This is a genomic window from Bradyrhizobium sp. P5_C11_2 (assembly GCF_054049755.1).
The window spans coordinates 1-12,748 of record NZ_JBFULT010000179.1; the positions used below are offsets into that span (position 1 = coordinate 1).

The window sequence follows — 12,748 nt, forward strand, 5'->3', positions numbered from 1 at the left end:
CAGCAACGATGACCTCAAGCTCCGCGCCGCCGATCCGGCGCGTCAGCGTGGTCACGCGTCAGGCCGCGACAGCGACGCCCTTCTCGGAGAGGAGCTGCTGCAATTCGCCGGCCTGGAACATCTCGCGGATGATGTCGCAGCCGCCGACGAACTCGCCCTTCACATAGAGCTGCGGGATGGTCGGCCAGTTGGAGAAGGTCTTGATGCCGTTGCGCAGCTCGGCGGATTCGAGAACGTTGAGGCCCTTATAGCCGACACCGAGATGGTCGAGGATCTGGACGACCTGGCCGGAGAAACCGCACTGCGGAAATTGCGGCGTGCCCTTCATGAACAGAACCACGTCGTTCGACTTCACTTCGTTGGCGATGAATTCCTCGATGCTCATATCCATGTCCTTCCGGGGCGGAGCCCTCAACGATCACTTCGGGCCGGCTCAGCCGATTTAACCCGATACCTTGCCATATATGTAGCCCAAACCGTTGTGCATCCAAAGTAAAATGGCGGCGACAGGACCCGGAAAGCCGGTCCGCCCCCCCGGCGGGCGCATGGGCTGATGACGCTAATATCATCGCCGGGGAGGACTTTCATACCGTAACGGAGCCCCTATCTAGGACGAACCTTGGTTTTGGAACCGGGCAACGCCAACAACGTTCTCTTGTCCTGTCTGGAGAAAAACGTGACGAAACCAGCCTCCGCCACGGCCCCGCCAATTTCGTCACCGTCCTCCGACCCGGGCAATCTCGCCCAGCGGCTGGAGGACGGGTTTCTCGCCGTCCGCAACGAGACCGAGCACCGGGCCGCGCCGCTCTCGCCCGAGGACCAGCAGATCCAGTCCATGCCGGATGCGAGCCCGGCGAAATGGCACCGCGCCCACACCACCTGGTTCTGGGAGCAATTTTTGCTCGGCGAGCACTGCCCGGGCTACCAGCCCTTCCACCCCGATTTCGCGTTCCTGTTCAATTCCTACTACGTCAGCGCAGGGCCCCGTCATGCCCGGAATCACCGTGGCGACATCACCCGGCCCGGCGCGAGCGAGGTCGGCGCCTATCGTCGATATGTCGATGCTGCGGTCGTCAAATTCTTCCGCGAGGCCGGCGAGGACAAGCTCCGTGCCATCGCGCCGCTGGTCGAGGTCGGGCTCAATCACGAGCAGCAGCATCAGGAATTGATGTTCACCGACATCCTGCACGCCTTCGCGCAGAACCCGGTCTATCCGGCCTACGACCCGGACTGGCGCTTTCCGTCCGCGACGCGCACCGGCGATGAATGGCTGATCCTCAACGAAGGCATCCACACCGTCGGCCATGTCGATGACAGCTTCCACTTCGACAACGAGAGGCCGGCCCACCGCGCCCTCGTCGGCCCGGTCAGGATCGCACGCAATCTCATCACCAATGGCGAATGGCTCGCCTTCATGCGCGACGGTGGCTACGCCAAAGCAACGCTGTGGCTGATGGACGGCTTTGCCGCCGCCAGCAAGGAAGACTGGCAGGCTCCGGGTCATTGGCGCGAGGTCGATGGCGCCTGGCAGGTGATGACGCTCGCCGGCCTCAAGCCGGTCGATCCCGACGCCCCCGTCTGCCATGTCAGCTATTACGAGGCCGATGCGTTCGCGCGCTGGGCGGGAAAGCATCTGCCGACCGAGATGGAATGGGAGGTCGCCGCCCGCGCGGGCCAGCTCAACGATGCCTTCGGCATCGTCTGGCAGTGGACACGGTCGTCCTACTCGCCCTACCCGGGTTACCGCGCCATCGAAGGCGCACTCGGCGAATACAACGGCAAGTTCATGGTCAACCAGCTGGTGCTGCGTGGCTCCTCGCTTGCAACTCCCGAAGGACATAGCCGTATTACTTATCGCAACTTCTTCTATCCGCACCATCGCTGGCAGTTCACCGGACTGCGGCTCGCCGATTACGTCTAGTCTTTAATCCGACGATAGATACGCGCCGGACAGCGCGTTCAGGAGAGTATCATGAATGTGCACGCCAGCGCTTTGGCCGAAGCCCATCTTCCCGACGAGCAGACCACCGCCYTTGCCCGCGAGGCCATCGAGGACCTCTCGCAACAGCCGAAAAAACTGTCGCCGAAATATTTCTATGACGCGACCGGATCGGAATTGTTCGAGGCGATCACGCGCCTGCCGGAATATTATCCGACCCGCACCGAGCTATCGATCCTGAGGGAACGCGGCGGCGAGATCGCCAAGATCATTCCGGAGCACGCCGCACTCGTCGAATTCGGCGCGGGCGCGACCACAAAAGTCCGCCTGCTGCTCAGTCATTGCAAGTTCGCGGCCTATGTCCCCGTCGACATCTCCGGCGACTTCCTGAAGGCGCAGGCGAACGGCCTCAAGCGGGACTTCCCTTCACTCGGCATCCATCCGGTGGCGGCCGACTTCACCACGCCGTTCGAGCTGCCCAAGGCCGTGGCATCGATGCCCAAGGTCGGCTTCTTCCCGGGCTCGACCATCGGCAATTTCGAGCCGCACGAGGCGCAAGCCTTCCTGAACAGCGCACGCGAGATCCTCGGCCGCGGCGCACAGATGATCATCGGTGCCGACCTCGAAAAGGAAGAGCGGGTTCTTCACGACGCCTATAACGACGCCGCCGGCGTCACCGCGCGCTTCAACCTCAATGTGCTGGTGCGCATCAACCGCGAGCTCGGCGGCAATTTCGACCTCTCCGCCTTCACCCATCGCGCGATCTATAACCGCGAGCGGCACCGCATCGAAATGCATCTGATCAGCAAGAAGAGCCAGACCGTTCGCCTGCTCGGCACCAGCTTCTCGTTCCGCCCCGGCGAGAGCATCCACACCGAGAACAGCTACAAATACAGCCTCGAACGCTTCGCCGCACTGGCGCAGGGCGCCGGCTGGCGGGTGCGCGAGAGCTGGACGGACGCGGCCAAGATGTTCTCGGTGCATGCGTTGGAGGTGGCGGAGTAAACGCTTCGGCGCCCGGGGCGCCGGGTCAATGCTCCTCCGCCTCCTCGGTCGTCGACCCCAGCGACACCGATTCCCACACCGCGACCAAGATCATGATGACCGTGGTCGCGACCGAGAGCCAGAGCGGCGACAGCTCCGACGCGAACCACCACAGCACCGCGAGCGCGATGATGCCGATGCCGTGGGAGAGCTGGAGGAAGCCGCGGATCGCGTGCTTGAACAGGATAGTGCCGACCAAAAACACCAGCGGCCCGCCGACCGTGCTGACGATGGTCCTGACATCGGAATGCCCGGTCGGATGCTTCAGCACCAGTTCGTCCGAGACCGCGGTCAGGATGATGCCGGCGACGATCGGCATGTGCAGATAGGTGTAGGCGAGCCGCGCCAGCCGGCCGGATTCGGTGGTCTTCGAGATCCGCTCTGAGCCGGCTTCCGCGCCCTTGTGGAAATAGATCCACCACATCGCGATGCTGCCGACCAGCGCCGAGACGAAGGCGAGGATGTTGTCCGCGGTCCAGTCCAGCTCGGCAAAGGTCGCGCCGTTGACGACGACGGCCTCGCCGAGCGCGATGATGATGAAGCCGGCGCAGCGCTCGGCCATGTGGCCGCCTTCGACCGCCCAGGCCTCGACCGATGAGAAGCCCAGCCTGGGGACCCAGAAGCGTGCCGCCGGCGAGATGTATTCCCACGTGACCGCCGCGATCCACAGCCATAGCCGGGTTTCGCCCTCGGACAGCCCGCCCGCGATCCACAGGACCGCGGAGATCGAGAGCCATGTCAGGATGCGGATCGYGTTGTGCCGCACCGCCGTCCGATGCCGCGGGGTTGCGAACATCCAGAAGGCGGTGCGTCCGACCTGCATGGCCGCATAGGCAATCGCAAACCACAAGCCGCGCCCCTCGAACGCGGTCGGGATCGTGGTTGACAGCACGAGGCCGCCCAGCATCATTGAGAAGAGCATGACGCGGACCGGCGTCAGCTCGGGGTTGAGCCAGTTGGTGACCCATGCCGTGTAGACCCACACCCACCATACGGCGAGAAACAGCACCATGACGTGCACCGCGCCGAGCGGCGTGAAGTGGTGCAGCAGCGTGTGCGAGACTTGCGTGATGGCGAAGACGAAGACGAGGTCGAAGAACAGCTCGGCATTGGTGACGCGGCTGTGCTGGTTCGGCACGATCACACGAAACATCGCGCCGCGCGGATTGTCCGCAGCCATCACCGTTCCCTCGTCACGCGATCAGATCAGGTGCCCGTCAGATCAGGTGCCCGGCACCCCGGTTTGCAGCGCCAGCGCGTGCAGTACGCCGCCCATCTGGCCGCGCAGCGACTGATAGACGATCTGGTGTTGCTGGACGCGGGACTTGCCGCGGAAGGATTCCGAGATCACGGTCGCGGCGTAGTGGTCGCCATCGCCGGCGAGGTCACGGATCGTCACCTCGGCATCGGGGATCGCTGCCTTGATCATCGCCTCGATATCGTGGGCGTCCATGGGCATTCGGGTCGTGCTCCTTGTCTCGGCTGCAAATCAGCCTCGTCGTCGTCGAATCGCTGCCGGGGTCCGGATCTGCAAAACCAAACTTGCCGGCAGGGCCAAACTTAGCGTGAACGGCCTTCTACGTCACGCCTTCAGGTACTATATCCGTGATCCCATCAGGATAAAGGCACGACAAAGTGCCGCGCGCGGCAGATTGATCGAAAAGGCGTGAAATCATGAAGCTCCCAGGGCCCGACCACCCCATCACCATCACCCCCACCCCCCGGCGCGTCCGCGTGACGGCGGGCGACATCGTGATCGCGGAGACCACCAAGGCGCTGACGTTGAAGGAGGCCAGATACCCGGCGGTGCAATATGTGCCGCGGGAGGACACCAATATGGCGCTGCTCGAGCGCACCGACCGTGTCACCCATTGCCCCTACAAGGGGGATGCGAGCTATTACAGCATCAAGGCCGACGGCAAGACGCTCGACAACGCCATCTGGACCTACGAGACGCCCTTCCCGGCGATGACCGAAATCACCGGCCACCTGGCGTTCTACCCGGACAAGGTCAAGATCGAGGAAGTGGGGTAGCTGGAGATGGCGTCATTCCGGGGCGATGCGAAGCATCGAACCCGGAATCTCGAGATTCCGGGTCTGGTGCTAGCGCACCATCCCGGAATGACGACGCAGGCTACGCCCTGAAGATCGTGAGCCCGAGCACCAGCAGCACCAGGAAGATCACGACGAAGACGTAGAACAGGAAGCGGGCGATATCTGCGGAGGCCGCGGAGATGCCGGTGAAGCCGAGCACGCCGGCCACGATCGATATCACCAGGAAGATCAGCGCCCATTTCAGGATCGTCATCGCCAGCTCCGAGATAGCTGCCGCACGCGGCGGCCCTCAACCCATCCGTGAACGCTAACTTCGCTGCGTGGAGCTGGTTCCTGGCGATACCGGACCGGCAAGGCGGGGACAAACGGCGCTTGCTGAATCGGGTTCCCGGCGGCAAAGTCTAGCCGGGACGGGAGCGAGACCGGGGCGGCCACGATGACGATGTCACAGTCAGCGACGATCGGTGCAGAGGTGCACGCCGCGCCGAAGAGCAAGACGCGCAATGTGTCGCTCGATCGCGCCCGCACCTTCCTGACGCTGGTGGTGCTGCTGCATCACGCGGTGATCCCCTATACTTATTTCGGTCATACCGATCCGAAGTACTTCTTCGGCTTCGACATGATCGTGCTCGCCACCGACAGTTTCTTCATGGCGATGTTCTTCTTCCTGTCGGGACTGTTCGCCTGGTCCGGTATCGCCCGGAAGGGAGCGCGGAGCTATTTGGCAGATCGCCTGCTTCGGCTTGGCTTACCCTTCGTGATCTGCGCCTTCACGGTCATTCCGCTCGCCTATTACGCGATCTCGCTGCGGCACCATCCCGAGATCGGCTTTTCGGAATACTATTGGAACATGATCACGAAGGGCCCGTGGCCGAGCGGGCCGATCTGGTTCCTTTGGGTCTTGTTCGCCTTCGATCTGGTTGCCTGCCTGCTGCACCGGCTGTCGCCCAATCTGCTCGATCCGATCAATCGCCTCTCGCTGCACGGCCGCCGCCGGCCCGCGGTGTTCTTCGCGGTGATGCTTGCCGTTACCGCGGCGTTCTACGTTCCCGGGCTGATGATTTATGGGCCAAGCAGCTGGTTCGAATTCGGGCCGTTCTCGGTGCAGCACGGGCGCGTGATGCTGTATGCGACCTACTTCTTTTTCGGCGCCGGCATCGGCGTTGCGCAAATGGATCGCGGGCTGCTCGCCGCAGACGGCCGGATGGCGAAGGTGAGCTGGGACTGGATGGTGCTGGCGATCGTCCCGTATTGCCTGCTGTGGGGGCTGATCGCCATCAAGCGGGAAGTCCTGGGCAACCCGTCGCCGCTGCYGAACTGGTATGAGGCGCTCTACGCGATCTGCTTCGCTGTCTTCAGCGTGGCTATCATGTTCCTGATCCTGGCCTTTTTCCAGAGGTTCAGGCAATCAGGCTCAGCCAGGCTGCTCGATCCAATGCAGAGCGACGCGTACGGCATGTTCCTGGTGCACTATCCGATCGCACTGTGGCTGCAATACTGGCTGTTCGACTATGACCTGCCGGCGATCGTCAAGGCCACGATCGGGTTTGTACTGACAGTCGCGGCGAGCTGGGCGCTGACGCGAGCGTTGCGGCAGATCCCGGGCGCGACGAAGGTGCTTTGAGGAAACGGCACCGGCCTCCTATCGTCGTTCCGAGCGCAGCGAAGTGGTCGTAGCCCGGATGGAGCCAACGGGTCGGCGCGAAGCGCCGCCCGATGACAGGCTCCGCGCAATCCGGGGGCTGTCGCCGCGGGTACCATCCCGGATTACGCTTCGCTCCATCCGGGCTACGGGTCTGAGATTGTGGCGTCGCTACGCCGCCTTCCCGCCCATATACTCCGGCAGCCAGCGCTCGAACGAGGCACGCAGCGTGTCGATTGCGACAGGCGCCTCGCCGGCGATCGCGATCGCGTCGCCGCCGGTGGTGCCGATCCGCACGCAGGGCACCTCGCAGCCGCGCATCTTGGCGAGCACGCGGCCGGCTTCCGTTTCCGGCACGGTGACGAGATAGCGCGCCTGATCCTCGCCGAACCAATAGGCTTGCGGGACGAGCGCAGCGGGCGCTGCCAGCAGCTTCGCGCCGATGCCGCTTGCCATCGCCATCTCGGCGAGCGCGACCAGGAGCCCGCCGTCGGAGAGGTCGTGCGCGGCGGTCGCGGTGCCCGCATGGATCATGCCGCGCACACAATCGCCGTTGCGCTTCTCCGCGGCGAGGTCGACCGGCGGCGGCGCGCCCTCCTCGCGACCGCAGATATCGCGGAGGTAGACCGACTGGCCGAGCCAGCCATGGGTCTCGCCGATCAGCAGGATCGCCTCGCCCTCGGCCTTGAAGGCCAGCGACGCGGACTTGGTGAAGTCGTCGAGCAGGCCGACACCGCCGATCGAGGGCGTCGGCAGGATCGCGCGGCCGTTGGTCTCGTTGTAGAGCGAGACGTTGCCGGACACGACCGGGAAGTCCAGCGTGCGGCAGGCCTCCGAGATGCCTTTCAGGCAGCCGACGAACTGGCCCATGATCTCGGGCCGCTCCGGATTGCCGAAGTTGAGATTGTCGGTGATCGCGAGCGGCTTGCCGCCGACCGCGGTGATGTTGCGCCACGCTTCCGCCACCGCCTGCTTGCCACCCTCAAACGGATCGGCCTCGCAGTAGCGCGGCGTGACGTCGACGGTCAGCGCCAGCCCTTTCGGCCCGTCCTGCACGCGCACGACGGCGGCGTCGCCGCCGGGACGCTGCATGGTGTTGCCGAGGATGACGTGGTCGTACTGCTCCCAGACCCAGCGCTTGCTGCATAGGTCCGGCGTGCCGATCAGCTTCTCCAGCGCGCTACCCACGCCCATCGGCGCCGGCACGTCGCGGGCGTGCACGACCGGCAGCCCGGCGGAGGCGACATGCGGGCGGTCATAGAGCGGCGCCTCGTCGCCGAGCTCCTTGATCGGCAAATCGGCCATGACGTCGCCGCCATGCTTGACGACAAAGCGCTTGCTCGGCGTGGTGTAGCCGACCACGGCGAAATCGAGCCCCCACTTCTTGAAGATCGCCTCGGCTTCCTGCTCCTTCTCGGGCTTGAGCACCATGAGCATGCGCTCCTGGCTCTCCGAGAGCATCATCTCGTAGGCGCTCATGCCGGTCTCGCGGGTCGGCACCGCATCGAGATCGAGGTCGACGCCGAGATCGCCCTTGGCACCCATCTCGACCGCCGAACAGGTCAGGCCCGCCGCGCCCATGTCCTGGATCGCGATGACGCAGCCCTTCTCCATGATCTCGAGGCAGGCCTCGAGCAGCAGCTTTTCGGCGAAGGGATCGCCGACCTGCACCGTCGGGCGCTTCTCCTCGGACTTGTCGTCGAACTCTGCCGAAGCCATCGAGGCGCCGTGAATGCCATCACGCCCCGTCTTCGAGCCGAGATAGACGATCGGCATGTTCACGCCGGAGGCGGCGGCATAGAAGATCTTGTCGGCGTCGGCGAGGCCCACGGCCATCGCGTTGACCAGGATGTTGCCGTCATAGCGGGTGTGGAAGCGCACTTGGCCGCCGACGGTCGGCACGCCGAAGGAATTGCCATAGCCGCCGACGCCGGCCACCACGCCGGAGACCAGATGCCGGGTCTTGGCATGCTCGGGCGCGCCGAAGCTCAGCGCGTTGAGGCAGGCGATGGGGCGTGCCCCCATGGTGAAGACGTCGCGCAGGATGCCGCCGACGCCGGTGGTCGCGCCCTGATAGGGCTCGATGTAGCTCGGGTGGTTGTGGCTCTCCATCTTGAAGACCACGGCCTGGCCGTCGCCGATGTCGATCACGCCGGCGTTCTCGCCGGGGCCCTGGATCACCCAGGGCGCCTTGGTCGGCAGGCCACGCAGATGGATCCGCGACGACTTGTACGAGCAGTGCTCGTTCCACATCGCCGAGAAGATGCCGAGCTCGGTAAAGGTCGGCTCCCGCCCGATCAGCTTCAGGATGCGCTCATATTCGTCGGGCTTGAGCCCGTGGGCGGCAACCAGTTCGGGGGTGATCTTGGGTTCATTCTTCATGGATTCGGGGCTTTCGGCGGCGTTGGCCGTTCTTAGGAAGATCGGGGCCTCGCGAAAAGCCCTTTATGGCGCATTTTCCCACTGTCCCACGTTTTGCGGCCGAGGGGTGCGGGAACGGGAATTGCACGGCGCGGACGGATCGGATTTAAGGGCTAAAGCCCCGCAATTGAAGGCCCATTTCCTTGCACGAATTGACCAAAACGGCCGCTCCGCCCCGCCCCGAGCTGCATGTCGCGACCGAGGGTGAGTTCAAGGGCTGGCAGACCTGGATCCGCGACAGCTTTGAGAACCATATCGGTCCCTTCTGGCACCGCCTGGAAGCGGACGGCAGCGTCCGCTGCGCCTTCCGGGTCGAAAAGAAGCACCTGAACGGCTCCGGCAACATCCATGGCGGCTGCTTCATGGCCTTCGCCGACTACTGCCTGTTCGCGATCGGCCGGAACGCGCTGAACGGCCGCGGCGTGACGGTCAACTTCGCCTGTGAGTTCCTGGATGCCGGGCACGAGGGCGAGCTGATCGAGTGCACCGGCGAGGTCACCCGCGCCGGTGGTTCGTTGATCTTCCTGCGCGGGCAGATGACCTCCGACGAGCGCCGGCTGTTCACCTTTTCCGGGACGATCAAGCGGGCCAAGCGGAAGTCGCTCCCTCAGCCAAACGCATAGCTCGACGCCTTCCCTTTTGGCGCCCCCTCGCCCAGACTTGCGAGAAGCGCGGTCGCGCCGGGGAGCAAGAACAAGGTGCCGCAGAGCACATCGGGGGCGGGTCGCACGACGGCGTCCGCATCAACGCCGCTACCGTCCATGGCCGCCACCGGCGCGCGCAGCTGGCGCGACTATGCGCTGCTGTTCGCGCTCGCCTGCTGCTGGAGCTCCACCTATCCGCTGGCCAAGCTCGCGCTGAACACGATCCCGCCGATCACCTTCATCTCCGCCCGTTCGCTGATCGCGGCCGCCTTCCTGTTCGCGATCCTGTGGATGCGCGGCGTCAGGATTCCGACCGATGCCAGGGCCTGGAAGCTGTTCGCGACCCAGCAATTGATCAACTCGACCTTCCCGTTCCTGATCATCACCTGGTCGCAGCTCTATGTGCCCGCATCGAACACGGTGGTGCTGGCTTCAACCACGCCGATCTTCGCCTTCCTGATCACCTCGCTGATCACGCGGCATGAACCGGCGACGCTGCTGAAGCTCGCGGGCGCGATCCTCGGTCTTGCCGGCACAGTCGTCATCGTCGGCCTCGATGCGCTGCACGGCCTCGGCAGCGAGATCGTGGCGGAGATCGCGATCCTGCTCGCCACCATCTCCTTTGCCTGCGCGACGATCTTCGGTCTGCGGCTGTCCGAATACGACCCAATGGTGGTGGCGGCCGGCTCGCTGCTGTTCGGCGGCCTCGTGCTGCTGCCGCCCTCGCTCCTCATCGACCAGCCCTGGACGCTGCATCCGACACCGACGGCGATCATCGCCACCATCGTCATGGGCATCGTCTCCAGCGCGCTCGGGCTGATGCTGTTCTACATGTGCCTCGGCCGGCTCGGCACGCTGACCACGAACGCGCAAGGGTATCTGCGCATCCCGATCGGCGTCGGGCTGTCCGTGCTGTTGCTCGGCGAGAGCGTGCCGTCGAACCTGGCGCTGGGACTGCTGCTGGTCATGGCCGGCGTCGCCGCGATGACGGTGCCGGCGGAGCGGCTGAAGAAGCGCTGAAGCGCGCCGTTCAGGCCGAGAGCTGCTTCTCGGCGATCGACAGCCATTCGGCCTGCGCCTCGCGCAGATATTTGGGCGCGCGCCGCATCTGGATCAGGAGCTCGTTGAAGACCAGGCGCGCCTCGGCGGTGCGGCCGACCATTTGCAGCAGCATGCCGTAGCGGACCCGCGCCTCGGCGCCCGGGAAGTAGCCGGCGACGGCATGATATTCCTCGAGCGCCTCGTCGAGGCGGCCGACTTCGGCCAGCGCGCGGGCGTACAACAGATGCGCATCGGCCGAGTCGAAATCCGGCCATTGCTTCTGGAGATCGTCCAGCGTCGCGAGCGCATCGGCCGCGCGATGGGCGGAAAACGCGGCCTGCGCCTTGCCCAGCGCATAGGCGGGATCGTGGCCCATTGGCAGTGCCAGAATGTGGTCGTAGTGCGCTTCCGCCTCGTCGAAGCGGCCGACCTTCGCGCACTCCTCGGCCAGCGCCGCGCGATTGGCAATGGTGTCGGTGCCGGCAAGCCGGTCGGACAGTTCGCGGTAGCGCTTCTCCGGATCGAGCCGGTTGGCGACGCGCTGGCGCGCCTGCCGCGCGCCGGGGCTCGAGAACCATTCGGGAATGAGCTCGACCGCGATATAGGCCAGCGCGCCGATCAGCGGCACCATCAGGATGATGAAGGCCCAGGGCTGCAGCCGCCCGGTTCGCGACGCGTGATAAATCAACGTGATATCGAGCAGCAGAACGACCAGAGCGACGGGCATGTGAGATCCGGAAGCACAACGACAGCGCAGGCTTCCTGATATCGCAACTGCCACGGCGAAACAACTTTGAGTTGCCCCACTCGACAGCAATCAAATAACGGGCGCCGGCGCCCTGATGGCGATGGATCAGTCGCTCCGACGGCGATGCAGGTTCATGAGGGTCGCGGCGGACGCAACGCCGCAAGGCGACGCGGCAACTACTTGGCGTCGTCCGCGAGCATTTTCCGGTATTTCTCGACGTCGCGCGTCACGAGCTGCTGAAGCAGCTCCGGCGCATGCTCGTTGTCGTCGGGCGCGACCGTCGACAGATCGGCAAAACGCTTCTTCACCGCGTCCGTCTCCACCGCCGTGCGCGCCGCAGCATTCAGCCTGGCAATGACGGCCGGCGGCGTGCCCTTGGGCGCGAACAGGCCGTTCCAGCCCTGCGCCTCGAATTCGGGCAGGCCCGCTTCAGCGGACGTGGGCAGATCGGGCAGCGAGGCCAGCCGCACGGTCGAGCCGACCACGAGCCCCCTCACCAGCTTGTCGCTGATCGACTGCGAGACGGAGGCTGCCGCATCGCAGACGCCGTCGATCTGGCTGCCGATCGCATCGGTGAGCGCCGGCGCCGCGCCGCGATAGCCGACCAGCGTCGCGTCGATCCCGGCGGCGGTGACGAAGCTCTTGCAGATCAAATAGTTCGAGGAGCCGACGCCGGCATGGCCGAGATTGATCTTGCCCGGGTTGGCCTTGGCGTAGGCGATGAACTCCTTCAGGTTCTTCGCCGGAAAATCCTTGCGCACGGCGAGAATGCCGAAGGTTTTCGCCACCATCGCGATCGGAACGAAGGAGTCCGGCGTGAACGGCAGCTTTGGATAGATCGTGTAGGTGGCAGCATTGGTGCCGGCATTGCCGATCGCGATGGTGTAGCCGTCCGGCTCGGCGCGAGCGGCTCGCGCCAGCGCGGTCGAGCCGCCGGCGCCTGCGACGTTCTCGATCACGATGGTCTGGCCGAGCGCGATGCCCATCTGCTCGGCGACCGTGCGCGCGATCACGTCCGAGGTGCCCCCGGCCGCGAACGGCACGATCATCGTGATCGGGCGCTTGGGGAAATCCTGGGCGAACGCGGCAGTCGCGAACGAAACCGCCGCGAGCGCGGCGAGACACCGCTTCAACACGAACGAAATCACGCGGCCTTTTCCAGGTGCTGGACGAGGCCGGCGAACAGGCCGCGGCCGTCGGTGCAGCCCATGATG

The 12,748-nt window shown here is 65.0% G+C and carries 13 protein-coding genes and 1 pseudogene; 6 read left to right on the forward strand and 8 right to left on the reverse strand.

Going from position 1 to position 12,748, the window contains the following annotated elements:
* Positions 1-58: 58 nt before the first annotated feature.
* The gene (gene grxD, locus ACXJL8_RS18320; protein WP_354225476.1) at positions 59-385 is read right to left on the reverse strand and encodes a Grx4 family monothiol glutaredoxin; all 327 of its coding nucleotides are present in this window, start codon (positions 383-385) and stop codon (positions 59-61) included.
* 240 nt (positions 386-625) lie between these two features.
* Here grxD and egtB point away from each other — a divergent pair, with 240 nt between their 5' ends.
* The gene (gene egtB, locus ACXJL8_RS18325) at positions 626-1,921 is read left to right on the forward strand and encodes an ergothioneine biosynthesis protein EgtB (RefSeq protein ID WP_456621343.1); all 1,296 of its coding nucleotides are present in this window, start codon (positions 626-628) and stop codon (positions 1,919-1,921) included.
* A 51-nt stretch (positions 1,922-1,972) separates the two neighbouring features.
* Positions 1,973-2,944 carry an L-histidine N(alpha)-methyltransferase gene (gene egtD, locus ACXJL8_RS18330; RefSeq protein ID WP_456685359.1) on the forward strand — a complete coding sequence of 324 codons (972 nt, stop codon included), beginning with the start codon at positions 1,973-1,975 and terminating at the stop codon, positions 2,942-2,944.
* A gap of 25 nt (positions 2,945-2,969) precedes the next feature.
* Here the strand turns inward: egtD and ACXJL8_RS18335 are convergent, their stop codons facing one another.
* Together ACXJL8_RS18335 and ACXJL8_RS18340 are read right to left on the reverse strand one after the other, a co-directional pair.
* Positions 2,970-4,163, reverse strand: coding sequence for a low temperature requirement protein A (locus ACXJL8_RS18335; RefSeq protein ID WP_456685360.1), 1,194 nt, complete (start codon positions 4,161-4,163; stop codon positions 2,970-2,972).
* Between the two features lie 42 nt (positions 4,164-4,205).
* Positions 4,206-4,442, reverse strand: coding sequence for a BolA family protein (locus ACXJL8_RS18340; protein WP_011088461.1), 237 nt, complete (start codon positions 4,440-4,442; stop codon positions 4,206-4,208).
* Positions 4,443-4,657: 215 nt separating this feature from the next.
* Here ACXJL8_RS18340 and ACXJL8_RS18345 point away from each other — a divergent pair, with 215 nt between their 5' ends.
* Positions 4,658-5,017, forward strand: coding sequence for a DUF427 domain-containing protein (locus ACXJL8_RS18345; RefSeq protein WP_456621300.1), 360 nt, complete (start codon positions 4,658-4,660; stop codon positions 5,015-5,017).
* A gap of 100 nt (positions 5,018-5,117) precedes the next feature.
* On the opposite strand, the gene ACXJL8_RS18350 is transcribed toward ACXJL8_RS18345, so the two are convergent.
* Positions 5,118-5,291: a DUF1328 domain-containing protein gene (locus ACXJL8_RS18350; RefSeq protein WP_456621299.1), complete on the reverse strand. Its 174-nt coding sequence runs from the start codon at positions 5,289-5,291 to the stop codon at positions 5,118-5,120.
* Between the two features lie 183 nt (positions 5,292-5,474).
* On the opposite strand from ACXJL8_RS18350, the gene ACXJL8_RS18355 reads away from it, so the two are divergent.
* A complete protein-coding gene (locus ACXJL8_RS18355) occupies positions 5,475-6,662 on the forward strand; it encodes an acyltransferase family protein (protein WP_456685361.1) in 1,188 nt (395 codons plus the stop codon).
* A 189-nt stretch (positions 6,663-6,851) separates the two neighbouring features.
* On the opposite strand, the gene purL is transcribed toward ACXJL8_RS18355, so the two are convergent.
* Positions 6,852-9,062 (reverse strand): phosphoribosylformylglycinamidine synthase subunit PurL, encoded by a 2,211-nt coding sequence (gene purL, locus ACXJL8_RS18360; protein WP_456621297.1) that lies wholly within the window; start codon positions 9,060-9,062, stop codon positions 6,852-6,854.
* 182 nt (positions 9,063-9,244) lie between these two features.
* Here purL and ACXJL8_RS18365 point away from each other — a divergent pair, with 182 nt between their 5' ends.
* Both ACXJL8_RS18365 and ACXJL8_RS18370 read left to right on the forward strand, forming a co-directional pair.
* Positions 9,245-9,724: a PaaI family thioesterase gene (locus ACXJL8_RS18365; RefSeq protein WP_456621296.1), complete on the forward strand. Its 480-nt coding sequence runs from the start codon at positions 9,245-9,247 to the stop codon at positions 9,722-9,724.
* A gap of 75 nt (positions 9,725-9,799) precedes the next feature.
* Positions 9,800-10,765: a DMT family transporter gene (locus ACXJL8_RS18370; RefSeq protein WP_456621295.1), complete on the forward strand. Its 966-nt coding sequence runs from the start codon at positions 9,800-9,802 to the stop codon at positions 10,763-10,765.
* A 10-nt stretch (positions 10,766-10,775) separates the two neighbouring features.
* On the opposite strand, the gene ACXJL8_RS18375 is transcribed toward ACXJL8_RS18370, so the two are convergent.
* From ACXJL8_RS18375 to ACXJL8_RS18385, 3 genes and pseudogenes are all read right to left on the reverse strand, one after another.
* Positions 10,776-11,513, reverse strand: a complete 738-nt coding sequence (locus ACXJL8_RS18375) for a tetratricopeptide repeat protein (RefSeq protein WP_456621294.1) — start codon at positions 11,511-11,513, stop codon at positions 10,776-10,778.
* Between the two features lie 197 nt (positions 11,514-11,710).
* Positions 11,711-12,682: a tripartite tricarboxylate transporter substrate binding protein BugD gene (locus tag ACXJL8_RS18380; protein ID WP_456621293.1), complete on the reverse strand. Its 972-nt coding sequence runs from the start codon at positions 12,680-12,682 to the stop codon at positions 11,711-11,713.
* Positions 12,679-12,748: pseudogene (locus tag ACXJL8_RS18385) on the reverse strand (phosphoribosylformylglycinamidine synthase subunit PurQ); the annotation flags it as partial. The pseudogene ACXJL8_RS18385 and the gene ACXJL8_RS18380, both read right to left, overlap by 4 nt.

Excerpts from the sequence above, each read along its gene's own strand:
- grxD (WP_354225476.1), bottom strand. The coding sequence starts at position 385 with ATGAGCATCGAGGAATTCATCGCCAACGAAGTGAAGTCGAACGACGTG.
- ACXJL8_RS18340 (WP_011088461.1), bottom strand. The coding sequence starts at position 4,442 with ATGCCCATGGACGCCCACGATATCGAGGCGATGATCAAGGCAGCGATC.
- ACXJL8_RS18345 (WP_456621300.1), top strand. The coding sequence starts at position 4,658 with ATGAAGCTCCCAGGGCCCGACCACCCCATCACCATCACCCCCACCCCC.
- ACXJL8_RS18350 (WP_456621299.1), bottom strand. The coding sequence starts at position 5,291 with ATGACGATCCTGAAATGGGCGCTGATCTTCCTGGTGATATCGATCGTG.
- purL (WP_456621297.1), bottom strand. The coding sequence starts at position 9,062 with ATGAAGAATGAACCCAAGATCACCCCCGAACTGGTTGCCGCCCACGGG.
- ACXJL8_RS18375 (WP_456621294.1), bottom strand. The coding sequence starts at position 11,513 with ATGCCCGTCGCTCTGGTCGTTCTGCTGCTCGATATCACGTTGATTTAT.